Raw genomic sequence first — 24,138 nt, 5'->3', positions numbered from 1 at the left:
GTGACCGAGCACACCCCCAGTTCGCTGATCGTGACCTTCTTCGGCGCCTACGGCCGGGCCGAGGCCTGGGACGGGCGGATACCCGTCGCCGGGCTGATCCGGCTGATGGGCGCCGTGGACGTGGACCCGCAGTCGGTACGCTCGGCGGTCTCCCGGCTCAAGCGCCGCGGCCTGCTGGAGCCGGACCGCGTCGCCGGCGCCGCGGGCTACGCCCTGTCCGAGGACGCCCGGCAGCTGCTCGCCGACGGCGACCGCCGCATCTACGGTCACCCGGCCGGCGGAGCCGGCGACCAGGAGTGGGTGCTCGCGGTCTTCTCCGTGCCGGAGAGCGAGCGCCACAAGCGGCACCTGCTCCGCTCCCGCCTGGCCCGGCTGGGCTTCGGCACCGCCGCCCCGGGCGTGTGGATCGCGCCCGCCCGCCTCCACGAGGAGGCCCTGCACACCCTGCGCCGGCTCGGCCTGGACACCTACGTCGACCTCTTCACCGGCACCCACCTCGGCTTCGAGCCGACGGCCGCGGCCGTGCGCCGCTGGTGGGACCTCGACGCCGTCGCCAAGCGCCACCACGCCTTCCTCGACGCCCACGAGCCCGTGCTGCGCGCCTGGGCCGCCCGGGAGGCGACCCCGCCGCAGGAGGCCTTCGCGGACTACCTGCGCGCCCTCGACTCCTGGCGCCGCCTCCCCTACGCCGACCCGGGCCTGGCGCCCGCCCTCCTCCCGCCCGACTGGCCCGGCGGCCGCGCCGCCGCCGTCTTCGAGGGCCTGCACGCGCGCCTGCACGACGCCGGGGCGGAGTTCGCGCGGTCCGCCGGCCCCACGGCGTGACCGCCCTGCTCCGGTGATCGTTGGCAGGATGTACGCCCGCGCCACCCGGCGGGGCATAACCTGACCACATCGGAGCGGAACCATGACGATCGAGGAGGTACGCGAGATGGCACTGCCCGCGACCGAACGCCCGGGCTCCGGCGGCGACGCCGTGCTCGCCGCCTTCCTCGACCTCACGGTGCCCGAGGGGTACCGCGCCGAGCTGATCGAGGGGGAGATCGTCGTGACCCCGCCGCCCGACGGAGACCACGAGGACATTCTCGGCCGCTTCGTGCGCCAGATGATCCGCAAGTCCCCCGCCGAGTTCTACACGTCCGGGGCCAAGGGGCTCATCACTCCTGCCGGGCGCTTCATCCCGGACCTGACGGTGGGTCCCGAGGGCGTGTTCGCCGGCACGGACTCGTGGTTCGTCCCGGACGGCGTGGTCATGACCGTCGAGGTGACGTCCTCCCGCCCGGACAAGGATCGCGGCCCGAAGCGACGCGGCTACGCCGCCGCCGGCATCCCGTTCTACCTGCTGGTGGACCGCACCGAGGGCACGGTCACCCTGTACGGCGAGCCGGACGCCGAGGACTACCGCCAGGACGTCCGGGTGCTGTTCGGCAAGGAGCTCGACCTCCCCGAGCCGTTCGCGTTCGCCCTCGACACCTCCGCCTTCGGCTGAGGCGGCCGCCTCTCACACGTCCAGCGTGAGCCGGGGCCGGGGGGCGTCCGTGCGGCCTGTGGGCGGGCGGCGGCTGCCCGCCTGGTAGGGGAGGGGCCAGGGGGCGCCGGGGCCGGAGTAGTCCTGTTCGGCGGCTGCGTGGAGCGTCCAGTTGGGGTCGTAGAGGTGGGGGCGGGCGAGCGCGCACAGGTCGGCGCGGCCCGCGAGGATCAGGGAGTTGACGTCGTCCCAGGAGGAGATGGCGCCGACCGTGATGACGGGCACCCCGAGTTCGTTGCGGATCCGGTCGGCGTAGGGGGTCTGGTAGGAGCGGCCGAAGTCGGGGGCCTCGTCGGCGACGACCTGGCCGGTCGAGACGTCGATGGCGTCGGCACCGTGCGCGGCGAAGGCCCGGGCGATCTCGACCGCCTCGTCGGCGGTCGTGCCGCCCTCGGCCCAGTCGGTGGCGGAGATGCGGACGGTCATCGGGCGGTCGGCGGGCCAGACCTCGCGGACGGCGTCGAAGACCTCCAGGGGGAAGCGCAGCCGCCCGGTCAGGTCGCGGCCGTAGGCGTCGGTGCGCCGGTTGGTGAGCGGAGAGAGGAAGGACGAGAGCAGGTAGCCGTGGGCGCAGTGCAGTTCCAGCAGGTCGAACCCGGCGCGGGCGCCGCGCGCGGCGGAGGCGGCGAACTGCTCGCGGATCGCGGCCAGCCCGGCGTCGTCCAGGGCGTGCGGGACCTGGCTCACGTGGGGGTGGTACGGCAGCGGGGAGGGGGCCGCGAGCGGCCAGTTGCCCTCCGGGAGCGGCTGGTCGATGCCCTCCCACATCAGCCGGGTGGACCCCTTGCGGCCGCTGTGGCCGAGCTGGAGGCCGATCGCGGCCCCGGGCCGGGCGTGCACGAAGTCGGTGACGCGGCGCCAGGCGTCCTCGTGCCCGTCGTTCCACAGGCCCGCGCAGCCGGGGGTGATGCGGCCCTCGGGGCTGACGCAGACCATCTCCGTCATGACCAGGCCGGCGCCGCCGAGGGCGCGGGCGCCGAGGTGGACGAGGTGGAAGTCGCCGGGGGTGCCGTCGGTGGCGGAGTACATGTCCATCGGCGAGACGACGACCCGGTTGCGCAGGGTCAGCCCGCGCAGGGTGAAGGGGGTGAACATCGGCGGGGTGTCCGGACCGGTGCCGAACTCCCGCTCCACGGAGGCGGTGAACTCCGCGTCGCGCAGCCGCAGGTTGTCGTGGGTGACCCGGCGGCTGCGGGTGAGCAGGTTGAAGGCGAACTGCCGGGGCGGCTGGGCCGTGTACTGCTCCAGGTGCTCGAACCACTCCAGGCTGGCCCGCGCGGCGCGCTGCGTGCTGGCGACGACCGGCTTGCGCTCGGCCTCGTAGGCGGCCAGCGCCTCGGGGACGCCGGGCTGCTCGTGCAGGCAGGCGGCGAGGGCGAGGGCGTCCTCCATGGCGAGCTTGGTGCCGGAGCCGATGGAGAAGTGCGCGGTGTGCGCGGCGTCGCCGAGGAGCACGATGTTCCCGTGCCGCCAGCGCTCGTTGACGACGGTGGTGAAGGCGATCCAGCGGGAGCGGTTGCCGCGCAGGCCGTGGCCGTGCAGGGCGTCGGCGAAGATCTTCTCGCAGCGGGCGATCGACTCGGCCTCGTCCAGCCGGTCCAGCCCGGCGCGCTGCCAGACGTCCTCGCGCATCTCGACGATGAAGGTGCTCGCGTCCGGCCGGTACGGATAGCCGTGGGCCTGCATCACGCCGTGCTCGGTCTCGGCGATCTCGAAGCGGAAGGCGTCCAGGACGAGGTCGGTGGAGAGCCAGATGTAGCGGCAGCGGTGGCCGGTGAGGGTGGGGCGGAAGACGGCGGCGTGGGCGCCGCGGGTGGCGCTGCCCGCGCCGTCGGCGGCGATGACCAGGTCGTGGTCGCGGGCCAGCCGTTCGGCGGCCGGGGCGAGTTCGCGGCTGCGGACGGTCACACCGAGCTCGCGGCAGCGGTCGTGGAGGACCGCCAGCAGCGTGCGCCGGTCCACCGCCGCGAAGCCGTGGCCGCCGGAGGTGACGGCACGGCCGCGGTGGCGCACGTCGATGTCGTCCCAGCGGGTGAACTCCCCTTCCAGGGCACGGAAGACGACCGGGTCGGCGTGCTCGATGCCGCCGAGCGTCTCGTCGGACAGCACGACGCCGAAGCCGAAGGTGTCCTGCGGCGAGCCGCGCTCCCAGACGGTGATCTCGCGTTCCGGGTCGAGGCGCTTGAGCAGTGCGGCCGCATAGAGCCCGCCGGGGCCGCCGCCGATGATGGCCACCCGCACGGCTAACGGCCCTTCCAGTTGGGGCTGCGCTTGTCGGTGAACGCGGCGTGGAACTCGGCGTAGTCCTCGCTGGTCATCAGGAGCGCCTGGGTCGCGGCGTCCATCTCCACGGCCGCGCCGAGCGGCATGTCGAGCTCCGCGGTGAGCAGGGCCTTGGTCTGCGCGTACGCCAGCGCAGGGCCGGCCGCCAGGCGCTTGGCGAGGGCGGCGGCGCTCGCGTCCGCCTGCCCGTCGTCGACGAGCTCGCTGACCAGGCCGATGCGGTCGGCCTCCGCGGCGCCGACGGTGTCGCCGAGCATCAGCAGCCGGGTGGCATGGCCGAGGCCGACGATGCGGGGCAGCAGGTAGGCGGCGCCCATGTCGGCGCCCGCGAGGCCGACCTTGGTGAAGAGGAAGGCGAAGCGGGCCGAGCGCTCGACGATCCGGAAGTCGGACGCGAGGGCGATGACGGAACCGGCTCCGGCCGCGACGCCGTGGACGGCGGCGACGACGGGGAAGGGGGCCTCGCGGAGGGCGCGGACGACCTGCCCGGTCATGCGGGTGAAGTCCAGGAGCTGGCCCGCGCCCATGGCGAGGGTGGCACCGATGATCTCGTCGACGTCCCCGCCGGAGCAGAAGCCGCGACCGGCCCCGGCGAGCACCAGCACACGGGTGTCGCCGTGGTGGGGCAGCTCGGTGAGCAGGTCGCGCAGGTCGGCGTAGGCGCCGAAGGTGAGCGCGTTGAGCTTGTCGGGCCGGTCGAGGGTGACGGTGACGACGCCGTCGGCGCGCTCGACGCGCAGGTGCCGCCATTCCTCGGTCCGGCCTGCGGAGCCTCGGTAGGGGCTCATGGGCACGTCCTCCTTCGCGGGGGAGGCAGGCTTGCCAACACCGCGAAGTTATCACTCCTTCGTGACCGCCGTCACGAGTGCGCGATATGCGCGGCGCCTCACATGCCTGCCAGCGTGGCGACGAGCACGGCCTTGATGGTGTGCATCCGGTTCTCGGCCTGGTCGAAGACGATGGAGCACGCCGACTCGAAGACCTCGTCGGTGACCTCCAGCGAGGTCAGCCCGTGCCGTTCGTGGATCTCCCGGGCCAAGGTGGTGCCCAGGTCGTGGAAGGCGGGCAGGCAGTGCATGAACTTCGCGTCGGGGCGGCCGGTGGCCCGCAGCACGTCCGCGGTCACGGCGTACGGCTTCAGCAGTGCGATGCGCTCGTCCCACACCTCGGCGGGCTCGCCCATGGACACCCAGACGTCGGTGTGGACGAACTCCGCGCCGGCGACCCCCTCGGCGACGTCCTCGGTCAGGGTGACGCGGGCGCCGGTGGCCTGCGCGAGCCGCCGCGCCTCGGCGACGACGCCGTCGTCCGGCCACAGCTGCTCCGGGGCGGCGATGCGGACGTCCATGCCGAGGAGGGCGCCGGTGACCAGCAGCGAGTTGCCCATGTTGGAGCGGGCGTCGCCGAGGTAGGCGTAGGCGGTCTCCCCCAGCGGGGAACGGGAGTGCTCGGCCATGGTGAGCACGTCGGCGAGCATCTGGGTGGGGTGCCACTGGTCGGTGAGGCCGTTCCACACCGGCACCCCGGCGTGGGCGGCCAGTTCCTCGACGACCTCCTGGCCCGTCCCGCGGTACTCGATGCCGTCGTACATCCGGCCGAGCACGCGGGCGGTGTCCTTCACCGACTCCTTGTGGCCGAGCTGGGAGCCGGCCGGGTCCAGGTAGGTCGTGGACGCGCCCTGGTCGGCCGCGGCGACCTCGAAGGCACAGCGGGTGCGGGTGGAGGTCTTGGCGAAGATCAGGGCGATGTTCCGGCCGGCGAGCCGCCGGACCTCGGTGCCCGCCTTCTTGGCCGCCTTCAGCTCGGCGGCCAGGTCCACCAGCCCGCGGAACTCCTCGGGGGCGAAGTCCAGCTCCTTGAGGAAGTGGCGGCCCGTGAGGTCGATGGCCATGGGGGCTCCTAGGTCGGGGTCGGCCGGGTGCCGAACATGAGTGCGCCGAGACCATGGAAGTCTATACGACCAGTCGCATCCTTATACAGCCGGGCCCGGCCCCGGATCGCCCCGTCAGACCGGGTCCCGCTCGATGGGGCAGCTCATGCAGCGTGGACCGCCGCGGCCGCGCCCCAGTTCGCTCCCGGGGATCTCTATGACCTCGATGCCGCGCTTGCGCAGGAAGGTGTTGGTGGTGACGTTGCGCTCGTACGCCAGCACGACGCCCGGCTCCAGCGCGAGCACGTTGCACCCGTCGTCCCACTGCTCGCGCTCGGCGGAATGGACGTCCTGGGTCGCGGTGAGCACGCGGATGTCGTCCAGGCCCAGTGCCGCCGCGATGGCCCGGTGCATGTGCTCCGGCGGGTGGTCGGTGACCTTCAGGTCGCGCTCCCCCGCGCCGGGCTCGATGGTGTACGAGCGCAGCATGCCCAGGCCCGCGTACTTGGTGAAGGTGTCGCCGTCGACCATCGTCATCACGGTGTCCAGGTGCATGAAGGCACGGCGCTTGGGCATGTCGAGGGCCACGATCGTGGTGGCCGACCCGGCGTTGAACAGGCGCTGGGCCAGCATCTCCACGGCCTGCGGGGTGGTGCGCTCGCTCATGCCGATGAGGACGGCGCCGTTGCCGATCACCAGGACGTCGCCGCCCTCGATGGTGGACGGGTAGGCCGCCTGGCCCTCGGACCACACGTGGAAGGAGCCGCCCGCGAAGAGCGGGTGGTGGCGGTAGATCGCCTCGTAGTGGATCGTCTCGTGCCAGCGGGCCGGCCAGCGCATCGCGTTGATGCTGACCCCGTCGTAGACCCAGGCCGAGGTGTCCCGGGTGAAGATGTGGTTCGGTAGCGGGTTGACCAGGAAGTCGTCCAGGTCCGTCACATGGAAGCGGACCGAGGTCGGCTCCGCGAAACGGGCCAGGAACTCCCGCTTGGTCATGCCGCCGACCAGGGCCTCGGTCAGCTCGGCCGCGGACAGCTCGTCGAAGGCGGCGCGCAGGTGGTCGGTGACCACCGGGCCGTACTCCTTCTCGTCGAAGACCCGGTCCAGCACCATGCGCCGGGCCTCGGGCAGGGTCAGCGTCTCCCGCAGCAGGTCACCGAAGAGGTGCACGGCCACGCCCCGGTCGCGCAGCACGTCGGCGAAGCCGTCGTGCTCGGCACGGGCCCGGCGCACCCACAGGACGTCGTCGAAGAGCAGGGCGTCCTTGTTCGACGGCGTGAGCCTTTTCAGCTCCAGGTCGGGGCGGTGGAGGATGACGCGGTGCAGCCGCCCTGCCTCGGAGTCCACATGGAATGCCATGGAGCTAGACATTCCCACTTGGCAAGGGTTTACCGCCAGGGAGGGGCGGGCACCCGGGTGCCCGCCCCCCGCCCGTCACAGCCGGGGGTCCACCGGCTCGGACTCCAGCGCCAGGACGGCGAAGACCGCCTCGTGCACGCGCCACAGCGGCTCGCCCGCGGCCAGCCGGTCCAGCGCCTCCAGGCCCAGCCCGTACTCGCGCAGCGCGAGGGAGCGCTTGTGGCCCAGTGCGCGGGAGCGGAGCCTGGCCAGCTGGTCGGGCCGGGTGTACTCGGGACCGTAGATGATCCGCAGGTACTCCCGGCCGCGGCACTTGATGCCGGGCTGGACCAGCCGGTTGCCGTCCTCGGTGCGCACCAGGGCCTGGAGCGGCTTGACGACCATGCCCTCGCCGCCGGCGGAGGTCAGCTCCAGCCACCACTGCGTACCGGCCGCCACCGACTCCTCGTCGCGGGTGTCGACCAGCAGCCGGCGGGTCTCCTGGAGCAGCCCCGTCGGGTCGTTGGCGACCATGCGGTCGATGAGCGCCAGCTGCTCGTCGTGCGCGAGCGCGGCGAGACTGCGGCCCTGGGCGGCCAGGATCTGGAACGGCGCGAGACGCACCCCGTCCAGGCCCTCGGTCGTCCAGCAGTAGCGCCGGTACGCCTCGGTGAAGGCGGCGGCGTCGGCGGACCGCCCGCGCTGCCGCTCCAGCAGGCCCGCCACGTCGGTGCCGCGCGCGGCGGCGGACTCCAGGGCGGCGATCGCACCCGGGAAGACCGCGCCGGAGGCGGCGCCCACGGCGGCGTACTGCCTGCGCAGCAGGCCGGTGGCCTTCAGCGACCAGGGCAGCAGCTCGGCGTCGAGCAGCAGCCAGTCCGTGCCCAGCTCCTCCCAGAGGCCGGCGGCGGTGACCGAGGCCCTCAGCCGGTCCAGGACCTGCTCGGTGACGGCCGGGTCGTCGAAGAACGGACGGCCCGTACGGGTGTGCAGCGCGCCCGTCACGCCGCCGGTCACCCCGAAGCGCTCGCCGGCCGTCTCCGCGTCGCGGCACACGAGCGCCACGGCGCGGGAGCCCATGTGCTTCTCCTCGCAGAGCACCTGGCCGACGCCGTCCGCGCGGTAGGCGGCGAACGCCTCGTGCGGGTGCTCCAGGTAACCCTCCCGTTGCGAGGTCGCGCACGGCGACATCGTCGGCGGCAGGTACATCAGCAGCCGCGGGTCGACCGCGAAGCGGCTCATGACCTCCAGCGCGGCGGCAGCGTTCTCCTCACGGACGGCGACCCGGCCGTGGTGCACGGTCTCCACGACACGGCGGCCGGCGACGTCGGCGAGGTCGAGCGGCCGCCCGTCCTGCCCGCCCGGGGCCTCGCTGGCGAGCGGCTTGGCCGGCTCGTACCAGACCCGCTCGGCGGGGACGTCGACGATCTCGCGCTCGGGCCAGCGCAGGGCCGTCATCCGCCCGCCGAAGACGGCGCCGGTGTCGAGGCAGATCGTGTTGTTGATCCACGAGGTGCTCGGCACGGGTGTGTGGCCGTACACGACGGCGGCGCGGCCGCGGTAGTCCTCGGCCCACGGGTAGCGCACGGGCAGGCCGAACTCGTCGGTCTCGCCGGTGGTGTCGCCGTACAGGGCGTGCGAGCGGACCCGGCCGGAGGTGCGCCCGTGGTACTTCTCGGGCAGGCCGGCGTGGCAGACGACCAGCTTGCCGCCGTCGAGGACGTAGTGGCTGACGAGCCCTTCGATGAACTCCCGCACCTGCTCGCGGAAGGCGGGGTCCTTCTCGTCCTCCTGCTCCAGCTGCTCGATGGTCTCGGCGAGGCCGTGGGTGTGCTGGACCTTCTTGCCCTTCAGCCAGCGGCCCAGCTTGTTCTCGTGGTTGCCGGGCACGCACAGGGCGTCGCCTGCGGCGACCATGCCCATGACGCGGCGCAGCACGCCGGGGCTGTCGGGGCCGCGGTCGACGAGGTCCCCCACGAAGACGGCCGTGCGGCCCTCGGGGTGCACGCCGTCGACGTAGCCCAGCTTGCCGAGCAGGGTCTCCAGCTCGGAGCTGCAGCCGTGGACGTCGCCGATGATGTCGAACGGGCCGGTGAGCTCGCGCTTGTCGTTGTAGCGGCGCTCCAGCACGACCTCGGCCGCCTCGACCTCCTCGGTGCCGCGCAGGACGTGCACCTTGCGGAAGCCCTCGCGCTCCAGCTGCCGCAGGGAGCGGCGCAGCTCGCGCTGCTGGCGCTGCACGACGTGCCGGGGCAGGTGGGCGCGGTCGGGACGGGACGCGTTCCGCTCGATGCAGACCTGCTCGGGGACGTCGAGGACGATCGCGATGGGCAGCACGTCGTACTCGCGGGCGAGCCGGACGAGCTGGCGGCGGCTCTCCTGCTGCACGCTGGTGGCGTCGATGACGGTGAGCCGGCCGGCGGCCAGCCGCTTGCCCGCGATGTAGTGCAGCACGTCGAAGGCGTCACCGCTGGCGCCCTGGTCGTTCTCGTCGTCGCTGACCAGGCCGCGGCAGAAGTCCGAGGAGATCACCTCGGTGGGCTTGAAGTGGCGCCGCGCGAAGGTCGACTTGCCGGAGCCGGTGGTGCCGATCAGGACCACGAGGGAGAGGTCGGTCACCGGGAGGGTGTGCTTGCCGGTCATGCGGACGTGACCTCCTTCGCGGTCATCGTGAAAACGGCCATCTGGGTGGGCGGGCCGACCTCGGGGTCGTCGGGGCCGACGGGGACGAACCGCACGCCGTAGCCGTGGCGTCCGGCGACCTGCTCCGCCCACGAGCGGAACTCCGCCCGGGTCCACTCGAAGCGGTGGTCCGCGTGCCGGGCGTGCCCGGCGGGCAGTGTCTCCCAGCGCACGTTGTACTCGACGTTCGGCGTGGTCACGAGCACGGTCGCGGGTCGTGCCGCACCGAAGACGGCGTACTCCAGGGCGGGGAGCCGGGGCAGGTCGAGGTGCTCGACGACCTCGCTGAGCACCGCGGCGTCGTAACCCTTGAGGCGGGCGTCGGTGTAGGTCAGGGACCCCTGGACGAGCCGGACGCGGGAGGACTGCCGCTCGCCCATGCGGTCCAGCCGCAGTCGCCGCGCCGCCTCGCCCAGGGCCCGGGCCGACACGTCGACGCCGAGGATCTCGGTGAAGCGGACGTCCTTCAGCAGCGCGCCGACCAGCTGGCCCTGACCGCAGCCGAGGTCGAGGACCCGGCTCGCCCCGGCGTCGCGGAGCTCCGCCAGGATCGCCTCGCGGCGCTGCACCGCCAGCGGCAGCGGCTTCTCCTCGGTGTCCACCTCCTCGTCGACGGCGTTGTCCAGCTCCTCGGCCTCGCTGTCGTCGGCCTCGGCGAGCCGGGCCAGTTCCAGCCGCTCCATGGCCTGCCGGGTCAGCGACCAGCGGCGGGCGAGGTAGCGGCTGGTGATCAGCCGCTGCTCCGGGTGGACGGCGAGCCATCCGTCGCCCATGCGCAGCAGCTTGTCGACCTCGTCGGGCGACACCCAGTAGTGCTTGGCGTCGTCCAGGACCGGGAGCAGCACGTACAGGTGCCGCAGGGCCTCGGACAGCCGCAGCTCGCCCTCCAGGGCCAGCCGCACGTAGCGCGACTCGCCCCACTCGGGGAACCGCTCGTCCAGCGCGACCGGTTCGGCCTCCACGGTCCAGCCCAGCGGCTCGAACAGCCGGCGGACGAGGGCGGCGCCGCCGCGCGCGGGCACGGCGGGGATCTCGATCCGCAGCGGCAGCGGCTGCGCGGCCCGCTCGGGACGGGCGTCGCAGACGCCCCTCAGGGCGCTGGCGAACACCGTGCGGAGGGCGACCGCGAGCAGCGACGAGGCGGCGTACGGCCGGTCGTTGACGTAGTGGCCGAGAGCGGAGTCCGGGGCCCCGCCCCGGCCCTTGCCCTTGCCGCGCCGCACGAGCGCCACCGGATCGACCTCCAGCAGCAGCGCGGCCGTGCACCGTTGCTCGGACGCCATGGGGTAGAAGACGTGGGCGTCGCCGTAGGAGGTCGAGAAGACCTGGGCCTTCTCCGGATGCTTGTGCAGCAGGAAGCCGAGGTCCGTGGCGGGCATGCCGCCGCTGCCGGTGGTCGTTATCGTCAGGAACACCGCCTGAGTATCGCCTGCCCGTCCCTGCTCCGAACAGCGGTTTTCCCCGGCTGTTGGGTGAGCGTGGACGCGAGGGCGGATATCTGCGCGGGCCCGACCCGGCAGCATCCCCCGATGAGCCGGGCACCGGCCCGCTGCCAGCCGGACGCCAGCGCCGGGTCGAAGACCGAGCCGCCGCGCCAGCCGCGGGCCCGTTCGTCCCAGCTCTCGCCGCTGTTGGGGTAGACGACCACGGGCCGGTCCACGGTCGCCGCCGCCGTCTCCACCGCCAGGGCGGCGTCCGCCGGGTCGCAGCAGTTGACGCCGACGGCGATCACCGCGTCCGCATCCGCCGCGATCCGGAACGCCTCCTCCAGCGGCTGGCCCGCCCGGGTCGTCCCGCCGGCGACGGTGTAGCTCAGCCAGACCGGCACCCCGAGGTCTGCGACGATCCTCAGCAGCGCCTCCGCCTCGTCGGTGTCGGGCACGGTCTCCAGCGCCAGGACGTCCGGACCGGCCTCGGCCAGCGTCTCGATCCTGGGCCGGTGGAAGCGCTCCAGTTCCGCGACGCTCAGCCCGTAGCGGCCCCGGTACTCGCTGCCGTCCGCGAGCATGGCGCCGTACGGTCCCACGGAGGCCGCCACCCACACGTCGTCGCGGTCGCGGGCGGCGGCACGGGCGAGGGCGACGCTGCGGCGCAGCAGGGTGGTCGCCTCCTGCCGTCCGATGCCGCGCGCGGCGAAGCCCTCGTAGGTCGCCTGGTAGCTGGAGGTGATGAGCACCCGCGCGCCCGCCCGCACGTAGGCGGTGTGCGCCGCCTCGATCTGCTCCGGCGCGTCGGCGAGCAGCCGGGCCGACCAGAGCGCGTCGGCCAGGTCGCAGCCCTGGTCGGCGAGCTGGTTGGACAGCCCGCCGTCGAGGACGACGGTGGACTCGGCGAGGGCCTGCGCCAAGGGCCGGTGGGATGCGGGCATCGCGGGTGCTCCTTGCGTGGTGTACCGGGGTCAGCCGAGCTGCGACTGGACCTCGGAGGCGATCAGTTCCAGGTGCCCGAGGTCGCTCAGGTCCAGGATCTGCAGGTAGAAGCGGGTGGCACCGAGCTCGGCGTAGCGGCCGATCTTGTCGACGACCTCGGCAGGGGACCCGGCGAGGCCGTTGGCCTTGAGCTCCTCGACCTCGCGGCCGATGGTGGCGGCCCGCCGGGCGACCTCGGCGTCGTCCTTGCCGACGCACACGACGAGGGCGTTGGAGTAGACGATCTCGTCCTTGCCCCGGCCGTGCTCCTCGGCGGCCTCCCGCACCCGGGCGAACTGCTGGGCGGTGTCCTCCAGCGAACCGAACGGCAGGTTGAACTCGTCGGCGTAGCGGGCCGCGAGCCGCGGGGTGCGCCTGGCACCGTGCCCGCCGATGAGGACGGGGAGCTTCGCCTGCGCCGGCTTGGGCAGGGCGGGCGAGTTCTCCACCGAGTAGTGCGCGCCCTTGAAGTCGAAGGTCTCGCCCATCGGGGTGCCCCACAGCCCGGTGACGATGGCGAGCTGCTCCTCCAGCCGGGCGAACTTCTCCTTCGGGAAGGGGATGCCGTACGCGGTGTGCTCGTCCGCGTACCACCCGGCGCCCAGGCCCAGCTCGACGCGGCCGCCCGACATCTGGTCCACCTGCGCGACCTGGATGGCGAGCACACCGGGCAGCCGGAACGTGGCGGCCGTCATCAGGGTGCCGAGCCGGATCCGCTTCGTTTCGCGGGCGAGGCCGGCCAGGGTGATCCACGCGTCGGTCGGCCCCGGCAGACCGTCCGCGTCGCCCATCTTGAGGTAGTGGTCCGACCGGAAGAAGGCATCAAAGCCGAGTTCCTCGGTCGCCTTGGCGACGGAGAGCAGGGTGTCGTACGAGGCCCCTTGCTGGGGCTCGGTGAAGATTCGAAGATCCATGCCTCCATCCTGCACCTCTCCGGTCCGAATCGATCGGCAACCTGTCGCGTGTGGGACCTTCCCGGACCGGAGACGACGGCAATCCGCCAACTCCGTTCGCGCTCGGGCGGCTTACCGTTCATGCGCCCTCCCGCTGCCGCGCCTCGACCGCGCGCAGGAGCACTCCCACCCGGTCCTTGGACTCGTCGGCGGCGTCCACCGCCTCGATGCACTGCCAGTACTCCGTCTCGCTCTCGGCGGTGCAGGCCACCGAGACCAGGGCCATGCCCAGCTCCGACAGCAGCTCGCGCAGTTCGCGCAAGGTCCCGGCCGGCTCGCGCACGTCGGTGAGCAGGGACGCCCGCAACGGCCCGGAGGCCACCCCCGGCGGTCCCGTGGCGCCGCACGCCCTGCCGCCCGCCTCGCAGACGGAGAAGCCGGGGGTGCGCAGCTCGGGCGCCCCGTGGAGGGCGAGGTGGCTGCCGACCGCCTCCGTCAGCGCCTGCACCTGCCAGGCCTCCGCCATCAGCTCACGCTCGGTCCCGCCGCTTCGCAGCGCCTCCCGCGTGGCCCGGATCAGCCGTACCGCGTCCATCACGACGCACCCCCGCCCCGTCTCCGCCCCGTCGATCCCGTCCCTCACTCAGAGTGACGGATCATGACGCGAGGTGGAAGTGGCCGGTTCCCGCCTGTGGACAACCCGCTCACCCGCCCGGGCCAACGGGCGAACGCGCGGTTGACCGGAACGCCCGTACCCGCGGCGCACCGGCCGCCGCGCCTCAGTCCCCGGCCCCCGGCAGCGGGAAGCGCAGCTCGTTGCGGTCGATCTTGGCGGACAGCGCCTGGAGTACGTCGACGCCGAGCACCTCGCAGAACTGCAGCAGGTACGCGAGCACGTCCGCCACCTCGTCCCGTACCCGGTGGGCGCTGTCGGGGTCCTCCATGACCCGTGCCGCCTGCTCGGGCGTGAGCCACTGGAAGATCTCCAGGAGCTCGGACGCCTCGACGCTCAGGGCCACGGCCAGGTTCTTGGGCGTGTGGTACGGCTCCCAGCGCCGGGCGGCCGCGAAGGCGGCCAGCCTGCGCTGCAGCGCGTGCAGATCCTCGGTCACACCCGCAAGGTCTACCCCATCGCCGCCGCGTGCTGCGCCGCGGCCTGCCCGGCCGGCGGGGTCCCGGCGTCCGGCGCGTCCGGACCCGCCCCCTGGGCCGGCACCCGTTCCGGGCCGGCCGCGGCGCTCCCGAGGCGCAGCAGGGTGACCCCGTCCGCCCCCTCGGCCACCGAGGGGTCGTGCACCGTGCCGAGCAGCCTGATGTGGCCGCGCTCGGCGACCAGGGCGGCCAGCGCCAGCAACTGCCGCGTCTGCGCCCGGTCGAGACCGGCGTCCAGTCCGTCCGCCAGGACCGTGAGCACCTGCACGGCGTCCGGCACCTCGCCGCTGGTGTCCACCTCCAGCACGCCCGGCCCGGTGAGCAGCACCAGCGCCAGCGCGAGGAAGCGCAGCTCCCCGTCGCCGAGCCGGTCCACCGGCACCAGCCCCAGCGGTCCCCGGTCGACGGCCGCCAGTACGGACTCCGCGTACGCCCCCGTCCCCGGCTCCCCCGCGGGGATCACCGTCAGTCCTTCGACGGGCGGGCTGCACACCGCCCGCAGGGCGCCGACCAGCGCCGCGTGCCGCGTACGGCACTCGCCCTGGGTGCGGCGCAGCACCGCCGAGAGGTTGTCGCAGCCGCCGCGGAGCAGGCCGTCCGCCACGCGCGCGGGTTCCCGCATCGTGTGCGGCCGGGGGTCGACGGGGAACGCCCCGCGCAGCGCGAGCACCGTCTGCTCGGCGGCGGCGAGCACCAGCCGCTGCCCCTCGGTCGTCCCCGCGACGCGCAGCGGCAGCAGGGAGGTGGCCAGCCGGTCGTCGGGCAGCGGGGCCCGGGTCACCGGGACCAGCCCCGCCGTGTGCCAGGCCGCCTGGACCGTGCGCCGTCCCGGGTCGCGCAGCGCGGTGGCGAGCAGGGTCTCCCCGGCGCCGGTCAACCGCTCGCCGACGATGCGCAGTTCGGGTTCGGTCTGCACGGCGACGTCGAGCACGACGGGGCCGACCGCGCCGTCCACCGTGCACCCGATGCGGAATCCGCGCCGCCCCTCCGCGTCCGGCCGGGCCGCATGGGGCACGCAGGCCGCCACTCCCCCGCGCACGCCGTCGAACGCCGTCGCCAGTTCCTCGCCCGCGGCGAGCCGGCCGAGCAGGCCGAGCCCCTCCAGGACGCTGGACTTGCCGGTCCCGCTCGCCCCGCCCAGCAGGGTGAGCGGCCCGAGCGGGAAGCTCGCGCCGCGATGCGACTTGAACGCGGAGAGCCGCAGTTCGGTGACGACCGGGCGGTCACGCTTCGTGCTCATGGACGCGAACGTAGCGGCGGCGCCCGGTGCCGAACCGTTCCGCCGGGCCGGTGGTCCTCCGAAAGTGGGTACGCCCGGCGAGGCGACGGTTAATGTGGCGGGGTGACCGGATACGTGGCGCTCCTGCGCGGGATCAACGTCGGGGCGACGACCAGGCTCCCGATGCAGGACCTGCGACGGCTGCTGGAGGAGATCGGCGGCACCTGCGTGCGCACCCATCTGCAGAGCGGCAACGCCCTGTTCGAGCACGAACGGGCCGACCCGGCAAAGCTGGCGGACACACTGGAGGCGGCCATCGCCGCCGCGTTCGACAGGCGGAAGGTGCCGTGCGTCGTCCGCGAGGCGACCGCGCTCGCCGGGGTCGTCGAGCGCAACCCGTTCGACATGACGGGCATCGATCCCGCGCGTTTCCTGGTCACCTTCCTGTCCGGGCCGGTCGATCCGGACCGGATCGCCGGTCTCGACCCGGCCGACTTCGCGCCCGACGACTTCCGCCCCGGCGAGCGCGAGATCTACGTGCACTGCCCGGGCGGGGTGCAGAAGACCCGGCTCTCCCACGCGCTGTGGGAGAAGCGTCTGGGCCTGACGGCCACGGCCCGCAACTGGAACACCGTGACCCGCCTGGCGGCGATGGCCGCGGAGTGACGGGGCACAGCCGGCGCGCGCCCCGTCACCCCCTCCCGCTCAGCCCAGGCCCCAGCCCGTCCCGAGCCGGTACGCCGCGCAGAGGTTGACGTCGAGCATGTAGGCGGCCGCCGTGCCGCACTGGGCGGCCCCGCTGCCCGGGTCGACGGGCTGGCCGTGGCCCATGCCCGTGATGCTGTACGTCTCGACGACGGCGGCGCCGGAGGCGTCCTTGTACGTGCGGTGCGGGAAGCCCGCCACGGTGTCGGAGACGTCGGCGGTCTGGTCGGCGCCGTGGACGTCCGTCCACTGCCGTACGAGGTCGTCCATGTTGACGGGCTTGACCGTGTAGTCGGCGGTGCCCTGGAAGACGGTCAGCCGCGGCCACGGGCCCGCGTGCCCGGGGAAGGCAGCGCGGACCCGGGCGCCCCACTGCGCGGGGGTCTGCGTCGCGCCGACGTACATGCACACGTACGGCGAACCCGCCGCCTGCGCGCAGCCGTACGGCAGCCCGGCGACCACGCCGCCCGCGGCGTACACGTCGGGGTAGGCCGCCATCATCACCGCGGTCATCGCGCCGCCCGCGGAGAGCCCGGTGACGTACACCCGGGAGGGATCCGCGCCGGTGTCCGCGATCTGACGGTCGGTCATCTGCCGGATGGAGGCGGCCTCACCCTGGCCGCGCGCGATGTCGCCGGTCTGGAACCAGTTGAAGCACTGGCTCAGGTTGTTGGCCGAGGTCTGCCCGGGCAGCACCACGGAGAAGCCCCAGCGGTCCGCCAGAGCGGTCCAGCCGCTCTGGGCGCCGTACCCCTGGGCGTTCTGGGTGCAGCCGTGGAGGGCGACGACGACCGGCCGGCCCTGCGGCAGCCCGGCGGGGACGTAGCGGTACATCCGCAGCGCGCCGGGGTTGCTGCCGAAGCCCGTCACCTCCTCGATCGCGCCGGCGGCGTGGGCGGGACGGACGGGGACGAGCGCGGCGAGGAGCGCCACGAGGACGGCGAGCAGGGCGGCACGCGGGCGGCCCCGGTGGAGTGCGGCTCTGAATGAGGTCATGCGCCGGACGGTAGGAGCGGTGTGACGCCCGCGACATGGCCCGGGGCACCACATCGCGGGCGCCGCGCGTGGTGCCCCGGACCGCTCAGTCCCTCCGGTGCCCGGGCAGCGCCGGGGGCTCGCCGCGGACCTCCCGCCAGTGGTCGAAGACGTACTCCAGGACGCCCTCGCCGCTGGTCAGGGCGGGTAGTCGGCGTTCCAGGGCGTGCACCTGCGCCGCGGAGACGTCGCCCTCGACGACGTAGGACGCACCCTGCGGCGCCGAGGTGCGCGGCACCGCGCCCAGCCGGGCGAGCACGGGCAGCACCCGGGCGTAGGCCTGCTCGGGGAGGTCGAGGGTGAAGCGGTGGACCGGCTCGCAGACGACCGTGCCCGCCTGTTCCAGCGCGCGCATCAGCACCACCGGGGTGAGGCCCCGGAAGTCGCCCGCGGTGCTCGACATGCTCTTGTCGAACACCGCGTGCGCGTGGCTCTGCCGCGGGGCGTAACCCGAGTGCGTCATGGTGACCTTGCAGTCGACGACCCGCCAGCCGTACAGGCCGTGCCGCAGCGTCTCGGTGACGGTCTCCTCGACGGCCCGGATGAACGCGTAGGGCATGGAGCCGAGTTCGACCTCCAGACCGAACGCCACCCCGCTGCCCGTCGGTGCCGGGTCGACGCGCAGTCCCACGGTCGCCAGGAAGGGGTTGGAGCCGGTGTGGATGACCTCGGCGGCCGCACCCGTGCCCACCGGCCGCTCGATGTGGACCGTCGTGGTCTCCTCGAAGGTCACCTCGACGCCGAAGTCGTCGGCCAGCGTCGCCTGCACGACCTCCTTCTGCACCTCCCCGTAGAGGGAGACGGCGATCTCCTGCCGCACGTCGTCCATCCGCAGGTCGATCAGCGGGTCCTGTTCGGCGATCCGGGTGAGCGCCACGTGCAGCGCGCCCGCGTCCGCCGGCCGCCGGGGCACGACGACCGTCTCCAGCGTGGGCGGCGCGAAGTGCCGGTCCGCGCCGGGGGCCGTACGGTGCGGCTCGCCGATCGCGTCGCCGACGCGGATCCCGCCGAGCCCCCAGAGCCGGCCGATCTGCCCCGCGCAGACCGCCTCCCCGGGCGTGTCCACGCCGCGCTCGAACACGCTGACCGCGGTGACCTTGCCCTCCTCCCCGGCGCCGTGCGGCAGGCGGTCCCGTACGCGGACGGTCCCCGAGAACATCCGTACGTGGGCGATCTTCTCCCCCGCGGGGCCTCGTTCGATCTTGAAGACGGTGCCGGAGACCGGGCCGTCCGCGCTGCCCGCGGCGACGGGGAGCAGTTCCGCGATCCCCCGGACCAGGGCGTCCACCCCGGCGCCGGTGGCGGCGGAGCCGAAGTACACCGGATGGACCAGCGCCCCGCGCGTCTGGGCGGCGAGGGCCGCCCGCAGCCTCGGGTAGGACGGCGCCGTCCCGTCCGCGACGTAGGCGGCCAGGAGCTCCTCGTCCCGCACGGACAGGACGTCCAGCAGCCGGGTGGTGAACCCGGTGTCGTCCGGACCGTACGGCGTGGAGCGCGCGTCCCGGGTGCCGAGGCCCTCGACGCGGCCCATGGCCACGCAGGCCGGGCTGAGCCGCTCCGCGAGGGCGCGCACCACTTCGGCGTCCCGGGCGCCGGAACGGTCCGTCTTGTTGACGAAGAGCAGGGTGGGGATGCGCAGCCGGCGCAGCGTCCGCATCAGCACGCGGGTCTGCGCCTGTACGCCCTCCACCGCCGACACCACGAGCACGGCGCCGTCGAGGACGCCGAGCGCCCGTTCCACCTCCGCGATGAAGTCCGGGTGGCCGGGGGTGTCGATGAGGTTGACGGTGACGTCGTCGCCGATCGCGAATGAGGCGACGGCGGACCTGATGGTGATGCCCCGTGCCCGTTCCAGGGCCAGGGTGTCGGTCTGCGTGCTGCCGTCGTCGACGCTGCCGAGCGTGTCGATGACGCCGGCGGTGTGCAGCAGCCGCTCGGTCAGGCTGGTCTTCCCGGCGTCAACATGCGCCAGGATCCCGAGATTGAGCACGTGCATGGAATGCCATGTCCTCCGAATGGGCGATGAATTCGGGCTGGGTGGACATGTGCAGTCCCCGCATGATCACGACTCCCCGGTGGATGGCCTGTGGTCCTGGCAGTGCAGCAGAGGCCGCCGGCCGGGGGCAACCGGATTACCCCCTGCCGCCGGCCGGCCGGCGGCACCCGGGCGGCTCAGGGGACGAGGACCATGCGGAAGCGCGCGGCACCGGACATCATGCGGGCGAACGCCTCGTTGACCTCCTCCAGCGGCACCGTCTCGGTCATCGGGCGGATCCCCGCGAGCGCGCTGAAGTTCATCGTGTGCTCGACGTCGCGCGAGGTGCCGGACGGGTGGCCGACGACCGAACGGGACGACAGGATCAGCTGGGCCGGGGTGATCGGCAGCGGCTCGGAGTCGATCCCGATGACGATCAGCTCGCCGCGCGGCTGGAGACCGTCGACACCGGCCGCCATGGCCTGGGAGTTGGAGGCCGTGGCGAGCACCGCGGTGGCCCCGCCGAGGGCCTGGAGTTCCTTGGCCGGGTCGCCGGCGGAACTGTCGATGTAGTGGTGGGCCCCCAGTTCCATGGCCAGGGCCCGCTTGTCCTCGCCTCGCGCCACGGCGACCGTCTCGAAGCCGAACCTGGCCGCGTACTGCACCGCGAGGTGGCCGAGGCCGCCGATGCCGATCACCGCGACGAGGTCGCCGGGCCGGGCGGAGCTCTTCTTGAAGGCGTTGTAGGTGGTGACGCCGGCGCAGCCGAGGGGGGCGGCGTCGACCGCGGTCAGCCCGTCGGGGATCCGGGCCAGCGCGTTGACCGGCGCGACCATGTGCGTGGCGTAGCCGCCCTCGTACGCCCAGCCGGGCACCTGCAGGTTCCGGCAGTCGATGAAGTCGCCCTCGCGGCAGGGCGGGCAGTGCCCGCAGTGCCCGCCGAACCAGCCGACCTCCACGCGGTCGCCGACCGTCCAGTGCCGCACGCCCTCACCGAGGGCGTCGATGCGCCCGGCGACCTCGTGGCCGGCGACCAGGGGGAAGGTGATGTGGGGGAAGGCGTTGTACACGAAGCCGGCGTCACTGTGGCAGACGCCCGACGCCTCGACGGCGATCCGGACGTGGCCGGGGCCGGGCTCCGGCAGCGCGCGCTCGACGATTTCGAATGGTCCGCCCGGTTCTGCGACCTGGGCCACCCGCATGGAGTTCATGGCCGTCCGGTGTGTGAGGGGTTGCGGCGCGTGGCGCCCTTCCCACCCATCGTGACCCCGGGGGCGTGATTTCTCGCGCCGAGCACCGGTCGCCGGTCCGCCAGGCGGGGAGCGTAGGCTGCGCCCAGCCGACCGAGGGATCGCCGTGAAACCACCCGCCGACCTGCTCGACCTCCTGCACCGCCCGAGCCTGTGCTTCCTGGCGACCACCATGCCGGACGGCTCGCCGCAGCTGACCCAGACGTGGGTCGACACGGACGGCGAGCACGTGCTCGTCAACAGCGTCCAGAGCCATGTGAAGACGCGGAACATCGCGCGGGACCCGCGGGTGGCCGTCGCCGTCTCCGATCCGGACGACCCGTCCCGCTACTTCCAGGTCCGCGGGCGCGTGCGCGAGGTGACCACGGAGGGCGCGGCCGACCACATCGAGAAGCTCTCGCACCGGTACACCGGCGGCCCCTACCCCTGGTACGGCGGCCGTGACCAGGTGCGCGTGATCTTCGTGATCGAGGCCGAGAGCATCAGCGGCACGGCGTGAGCGCGCGGGTCCGCGACCGCGGCAGGCGGCCGCGGACCCCGGCCCGTCAGCCCGTGGCGCCCGGCACGCGCTCGATGACGGCGGCCAGGTCCGTCCCGGCCGGGAGGGTGCCGAAGGCCAGGCCCCGGTCGCCGGCCAGGCGGGAGGCGCAGAAGGCGTCCGCGACCGATGCCGGCGCGTAACGGACGAGCAGCGAACCCTGCAGCACCAGCGCCAGGCGCTCGACCAGACGGCGGGCCCGCAGCGGGGCGTCCTCGGTGGGCACCAGTTCGCCGCGCACCTGGCGCCACGCCTCGTCGAGGCGGGCGTCGCCGCCCGAGGCGGCCTCGACCTCGGCGCGGAAGGCCTCGAGGGAGTCCGGCTCACGGGTCAGGGCGCGCAGCACGTCGAGGGCGTTGACGTTGCCCGAGCCCTCCCAGATGCCGTTCAGCGGGGCCTCGCGGTAGAGCCGGGGCATGCCGGACGCCTCGTCGTAGCCGTTGCCGCCCAGGCACTCCAGGGCCTCCGCGACCGCCGCGGGCTGCCGCTTGCACACCCAGTACTTGCCGACCGCGGTGGCCAGCCGCAGGAAGGCCCGCTCCTGCGCGTCCCCGCGGCGGGCCCGGTCGACCGCTCCGGCGACGCGCAGCGCGAGGGCGGTGGCGGCCTCGGACTCCAGGCTCAGGTCGGCGATGACGTTGCGCATCAGGGGCTGGTCGATCAGCCGGGCTCCGAACACCGAGCGGTGGCGGACGTGGTGGGCGGCCTGGGCGAGCGCGGCACGGGTGCCGGAGGCGGAGCCGAGGATGCAGTCCAGCCGCGTCATGGTGACCATCTCGATGATGGTCCGTACGCCCTGGCCCTCGGGACCGACCAGCCAGGCCACGGTGTCGTCGAACTCGGGCTCGCTGCTGGCGTTGCTGCGGTTGCCGAGCTTGTCCTTCAGCCGCTGGATGCGGAAGGTGTTGCGGCTGCCGTCCGGCAGCACCCTGGGCACCAGGAAGCAGGACAGGCCCGCGGGGGCCTGGGCCAGCACGAGGAACAGGTCGTTCATGGGCGCGCTGGTGAACCACTTGTGCCCGCGCAGCCGCCAGGTGCCGTCCGGCTGCTCGACGGCGGTGGTGGTGTTGGCCCGCACGTCGGTGCCGCCCTGCTTCTCGGTCATCCCCATGCCCGCCAGGAGCCCGTGCTTGCCGGCGGGGGCGCGCAGTCCGGGGTCGTAGACGCGGCTGGTGAGCAGCGGCTCGTACGCCGCCGCCAGGTCCGGCGCGGCACGCAGCGCGGGGACGACGGCGTAGGTCATGGACACCGGGCAGCCGTGGCCGGCCTCGGCGGTGCTCCACACCATGAAGCCGGCCGCGCGGGCCACGTGCGCGCCGGGCCGGTCGTCGGCCCAGGGCGCGCCGGCCAGGCCCTCGGCGAGGGCGACCTCCATGAGCGCGTGGTAGGAGGGGTGGAAGTCCACCTCGTCGACACGGTTGCCGTACCGGTCGTGGGTGCGCAGCACCGGCTCGTACCGGTTGGCCTCCTCGGCCCAGCGCTGCACCTGCTCCGATCCGGCGAGCCGGCCCAGCCGGTGCAGGTCGTCGAGGTACCACCCGGCTCCCTCGCGGCGCACGCCCTCCAGCAGCACGACGTCGTCGGCGACGTCGTGGCCGACCAGCGGCGGGGCCTGGTTGGTCACCTCGTGCGTGCGCGCGGTGGGGTTGCTGCGCGGCGCGGCATCTGCGATCGCGGTCATGGCAGTCGGCCCTTCGTGGTCGTGGGGAGTCAGACGGCGGGCGCGGCGCCCGCGCAGCGCAGGGACATCGCCACCAGTTCGGTGACGAGGTGGTCGGCGGCGGGGGCCGACAGCGGGTCCACCAGGACCTCGCCGATGGCCCCGGTCAGCGCCGCCGCGGTGACCTCGGGGTCCTGGGCGGGGAGGAGCCCGGCGGCCATCCCCTCGCGGATCACCTCGGCGAAGACGGCGCGGTAGCGGCGCCGGAAGTCCAGCCGCTCCGCGCCCACGGCCGGTTCCGCTGGGGCCGCGAGCAGGGCGTGGGCCAGTCCCCGGTTCTCCATGGCGCGGCGGGCGAAGACGGTGACCCCCAGGGCCAGCCGCTGCACCGGGTCGCCGGCGCCGTCGCGGAGCACCCCGCCGAGCACCTCGACCTCGCGGCCCGAGGCCCGGCGGAAGACCTCGACCGCGAGCGCGCCCTTGGACGCGAAGTGCTGGTACACCGTGCCCACGGACATGCCGGCCGCGGCCGCCACCGCGGTGACGGAGGCGTTCGCCCAGCCCACGTCGGCGACGACGGCCGTGGCCCGCGCCACCAGGTGCTCCCTGGCGGCGGTCAGGCGGTCCTGCACCGCGGGGGTCTTCCGGTAGGCCATGGCAACAAGTGAAGCACCGTTCAGAGCTTCGAGCCACCCCTCGGCCGGCAGGGCCGCCCGCGGAGCCGGCGGCTCGCGCCGCAGCTCAGGGCAGCCCCGCGACGGGGCCCGCAACTGCGGCCGCACATCGCCGGGTTGCTGTTCGATCCGCCCGTTCCGCCCGCTCCGGGGCCGCTCCGCACGTCACGTGGCGTGCCGCCGGGAAGACGCGCAATGGATCTCTGCGAAGTAAACCCAAAGATCAGGCCATGTTTTCGGGCTTTCCGGCCAGGATTTGCGAGTCGATGGGCGTCCCATGGGCGTCACGAATTCCGATCATGCTCGCCCCGCACTTCAAGCACCGGTTGTTCTCGGCCACACTTCCTCCATCAGCGCCCGGGCCGGCGTCGCGGCACGCACCGACGCCTTGAGGCGGTCGCACCCGGCATTGGACACACCGTCACACTTCGGCAAGATCAAGTAGTGGACCACAGCGGGGAGTTGCCGCCTGAGCGCGCGATGGCGCGAAGGCATCCATAGGCGGTCATCGCTCGATGGATCCGGCCTCAAAGCTTGAGCACAAATTACACACATTCACTCTTCATACCGGCGCCGATGGTCTAGATTGACCTTGCTTCAGCCGTTCGGGCACGAGGCGACCATTAATGATCTACAGGTTCGGCGCAACGGAAAGCCGGCAGTCGCATACCCGGCGCCAGACGTGGGGGTGATCGCTTCTTGGAGCCCGAGAAGGGGCCTTGGGTGCGGGGAGCCCTGAGGTTTCGACGGGTCCGGCACACCTCGACAGTCCGGCGGAACCGGTAAGTCCGATTCCGGCAGGGCGGGTTGTTCAAGTGACTCCGAAATAACCGGGAGTTCATGCACGGGAGGCGGGGGCCTCCCGAGGGGGAGGAACGGTGCGGGAGGCGGGGGCCTCCCGGGGGGAGGGACCGTGTTGGGCGAACAC

At 73.5% G+C, this 24,138-nt stretch carries 20 protein-coding genes; 4 read left to right on the top strand and 16 right to left on the bottom strand.

The window, feature by feature from the left end; all coding sequences use genetic code 11:
• Positions 1-825, top strand: a complete 825-nt coding sequence (locus ACFYYN_RS07015) for a PaaX family transcriptional regulator (RefSeq protein ID WP_500544966.1) — start codon at positions 1-3, stop codon at positions 823-825.
• Positions 826-907: 82 nt separating this feature from the next.
• Complete coding sequence (locus ACFYYN_RS07010) at positions 908-1,489, top strand: Uma2 family endonuclease (protein ID WP_500544965.1); 582 nt, start codon at positions 908-910, stop codon at positions 1,487-1,489.
• Between the two features lie 12 nt (positions 1,490-1,501).
• Here the strand turns inward: ACFYYN_RS07010 and ACFYYN_RS07005 are convergent, their stop codons facing one another.
• From ACFYYN_RS07005 to ACFYYN_RS06955, 11 genes are all read right to left on the bottom strand, one after another.
• Positions 1,502-3,769: a bifunctional salicylyl-CoA 5-hydroxylase/oxidoreductase gene (locus ACFYYN_RS07005; protein ID WP_500544964.1), complete on the bottom strand. Its 2,268-nt coding sequence runs from the start codon at positions 3,767-3,769 to the stop codon at positions 1,502-1,504.
• Between the two features lie 2 nt (positions 3,770-3,771).
• The gene (locus tag ACFYYN_RS07000; RefSeq protein ID WP_499514561.1) at positions 3,772-4,599 is read right to left on the bottom strand and encodes an enoyl-CoA hydratase family protein; all 828 of its coding nucleotides are present in this window, start codon (positions 4,597-4,599) and stop codon (positions 3,772-3,774) included.
• 98 nt (positions 4,600-4,697) lie between these two features.
• Entirely contained in the window at positions 4,698-5,702 is a 1,005-nt protein-coding gene (gene argF / locus ACFYYN_RS06995) for an ornithine carbamoyltransferase (RefSeq protein ID WP_500544963.1), read from the bottom strand.
• 114 nt (positions 5,703-5,816) lie between these two features.
• The gene (locus ACFYYN_RS06990) at positions 5,817-7,040 is read right to left on the bottom strand and encodes an arginine deiminase (RefSeq protein ID WP_499514559.1); all 1,224 of its coding nucleotides are present in this window, start codon (positions 7,038-7,040) and stop codon (positions 5,817-5,819) included.
• 75 nt (positions 7,041-7,115) lie between these two features.
• The gene (locus tag ACFYYN_RS06985; protein WP_500544962.1) at positions 7,116-9,662 is read right to left on the bottom strand and encodes a polynucleotide kinase-phosphatase; all 2,547 of its coding nucleotides are present in this window, start codon (positions 9,660-9,662) and stop codon (positions 7,116-7,118) included.
• Entirely contained in the window at positions 9,659-11,116 is a 1,458-nt protein-coding gene (locus ACFYYN_RS06980) for a 3' terminal RNA ribose 2'-O-methyltransferase Hen1 (RefSeq protein ID WP_500544961.1), read from the bottom strand. Before ACFYYN_RS06980 ends, ACFYYN_RS06985 begins: the two co-directional genes overlap by 4 nt.
• Positions 11,107-12,069, bottom strand: coding sequence for a homocysteine S-methyltransferase (gene mmuM / locus ACFYYN_RS06975; protein WP_500544960.1), 963 nt, complete (start codon positions 12,067-12,069; stop codon positions 11,107-11,109). Before mmuM ends, ACFYYN_RS06980 begins: the two co-directional genes overlap by 10 nt.
• Positions 12,070-12,099: 30 nt before the next feature.
• Positions 12,100-13,023: an LLM class F420-dependent oxidoreductase gene (locus ACFYYN_RS06970; RefSeq protein ID WP_500321857.1), complete on the bottom strand. Its 924-nt coding sequence runs from the start codon at positions 13,021-13,023 to the stop codon at positions 12,100-12,102.
• A gap of 118 nt (positions 13,024-13,141) precedes the next feature.
• Entirely contained in the window at positions 13,142-13,597 is a 456-nt protein-coding gene (locus tag ACFYYN_RS06965; RefSeq protein ID WP_499514554.1) for a DUF6099 family protein, read from the bottom strand.
• Between the two features lie 184 nt (positions 13,598-13,781).
• A complete protein-coding gene (locus tag ACFYYN_RS06960; protein ID WP_500321859.1) occupies positions 13,782-14,114 on the bottom strand; it encodes a nucleotide pyrophosphohydrolase in 333 nt (110 codons plus the stop codon).
• 11 nt (positions 14,115-14,125) lie between these two features.
• On the bottom strand, positions 14,126-15,394 hold the full coding sequence (locus ACFYYN_RS06955; RefSeq protein WP_500544959.1) for an AAA family ATPase: 1,269 nt from the start codon (positions 15,392-15,394) through the stop codon (positions 14,126-14,128).
• A 102-nt stretch (positions 15,395-15,496) separates the two neighbouring features.
• On the opposite strand from ACFYYN_RS06955, the gene ACFYYN_RS06950 reads away from it, so the two are divergent.
• Entirely contained in the window at positions 15,497-16,039 is a 543-nt protein-coding gene (locus ACFYYN_RS06950; protein ID WP_500544958.1) for a DUF1697 domain-containing protein, read from the top strand.
• Positions 16,040-16,078: 39 nt separating this feature from the next.
• Here ACFYYN_RS06950 and ACFYYN_RS06945 read toward each other — a convergent pair whose 3' ends face one another.
• From ACFYYN_RS06945 to ACFYYN_RS06935, 3 genes are all read right to left on the bottom strand, one after another.
• The gene (locus ACFYYN_RS06945) at positions 16,079-17,074 is read right to left on the bottom strand and encodes an extracellular catalytic domain type 1 short-chain-length polyhydroxyalkanoate depolymerase (RefSeq protein ID WP_500544957.1); all 996 of its coding nucleotides are present in this window, start codon (positions 17,072-17,074) and stop codon (positions 16,079-16,081) included.
• Positions 17,075-17,159: 85 nt separating this feature from the next.
• Complete coding sequence (locus ACFYYN_RS06940; RefSeq protein ID WP_500544956.1) at positions 17,160-19,109, bottom strand: GTP-binding protein; 1,950 nt, start codon at positions 19,107-19,109, stop codon at positions 17,160-17,162.
• A gap of 176 nt (positions 19,110-19,285) precedes the next feature.
• A complete protein-coding gene (locus ACFYYN_RS06935) occupies positions 19,286-20,299 on the bottom strand; it encodes an alcohol dehydrogenase (protein WP_500544955.1) in 1,014 nt (337 codons plus the stop codon).
• Between the two features lie 145 nt (positions 20,300-20,444).
• Between ACFYYN_RS06935 and ACFYYN_RS06930 the strand changes: the two genes are divergently transcribed.
• A complete protein-coding gene (locus tag ACFYYN_RS06930) occupies positions 20,445-20,837 on the top strand; it encodes a PPOX class F420-dependent oxidoreductase (protein WP_500321865.1) in 393 nt (130 codons plus the stop codon).
• Positions 20,838-20,883: 46 nt separating this feature from the next.
• Here the strand turns inward: ACFYYN_RS06930 and ACFYYN_RS06925 are convergent, their stop codons facing one another.
• Entirely contained in the window at positions 20,884-22,557 is a 1,674-nt protein-coding gene (locus tag ACFYYN_RS06925) for an acyl-CoA dehydrogenase family protein (protein ID WP_500544954.1), read from the bottom strand.
• A 29-nt stretch (positions 22,558-22,586) separates the two neighbouring features.
• On the bottom strand, positions 22,587-23,192 hold the full coding sequence (locus tag ACFYYN_RS06920; protein WP_500544953.1) for a TetR family transcriptional regulator: 606 nt from the start codon (positions 23,190-23,192) through the stop codon (positions 22,587-22,589).
• Positions 23,193-24,138 lie beyond the last annotated feature (946 nt).

This window comes from Streptomyces sp. NPDC001902 (assembly GCF_042891295.1).
Classification (GTDB): domain Bacteria; phylum Actinomycetota; class Actinomycetes; order Streptomycetales; family Streptomycetaceae; genus Actinacidiphila.
Note: the sequence above shows the minus strand (reverse complement) of the source record. Positions and strands in the feature narration are given on the sequence as shown.

Bases quoted from the DNA above. Each gene is read 5' to 3' on its own strand.
- ACFYYN_RS07000 (WP_499514561.1), bottom strand. From the start codon at position 4,599: ATGAGCCCCTACCGAGGCTCCGCAGGCCGGACCGAGGAATGGCGGCAC.
- argF (WP_500544963.1), bottom strand. From the start codon at position 5,702: ATGGCCATCGACCTCACGGGCCGCCACTTCCTCAAGGAGCTGGACTTC.
- ACFYYN_RS06945 (WP_500544957.1), bottom strand. From the start codon at position 17,074: ATGACCTCATTCAGAGCCGCACTCCACCGGGGCCGCCCGCGTGCCGCC.
- ACFYYN_RS06925 (WP_500544954.1), bottom strand. From the start codon at position 22,557: ATGACCGCGATCGCAGATGCCGCGCCGCGCAGCAACCCCACCGCGCGC.
- mmuM (WP_500544960.1), bottom strand. From the start codon at position 12,069: ATGCCCGCATCCCACCGGCCCTTGGCGCAGGCCCTCGCCGAGTCCACC.
- ACFYYN_RS06970 (WP_500321857.1), bottom strand. From the start codon at position 13,023: ATGGATCTTCGAATCTTCACCGAGCCCCAGCAAGGGGCCTCGTACGAC.
- ACFYYN_RS06955 (WP_500544959.1), bottom strand. From the start codon at position 15,394: ATGAGCACGAAGCGTGACCGCCCGGTCGTCACCGAACTGCGGCTCTCC.
- ACFYYN_RS07010 (WP_500544965.1), top strand. From the start codon at position 908: ATGACGATCGAGGAGGTACGCGAGATGGCACTGCCCGCGACCGAACGC.
- ACFYYN_RS06985 (WP_500544962.1), bottom strand. From the start codon at position 9,662: ATGACCGGCAAGCACACCCTCCCGGTGACCGACCTCTCCCTCGTGGTC.
- ACFYYN_RS06940 (WP_500544956.1), bottom strand. From the start codon at position 19,109: ATGCACGTGCTCAATCTCGGGATCCTGGCGCATGTTGACGCCGGGAAG.
- ACFYYN_RS06935 (WP_500544955.1), bottom strand. From the start codon at position 20,299: ATGAACTCCATGCGGGTGGCCCAGGTCGCAGAACCGGGCGGACCATTC.
- ACFYYN_RS06990 (WP_499514559.1), bottom strand. From the start codon at position 7,040: ATGGCATTCCATGTGGACTCCGAGGCAGGGCGGCTGCACCGCGTCATC.
- ACFYYN_RS06965 (WP_499514554.1), bottom strand. From the start codon at position 13,597: ATGGACGCGGTACGGCTGATCCGGGCCACGCGGGAGGCGCTGCGAAGC.
- ACFYYN_RS06920 (WP_500544953.1), bottom strand. From the start codon at position 23,192: ATGGCCTACCGGAAGACCCCCGCGGTGCAGGACCGCCTGACCGCCGCC.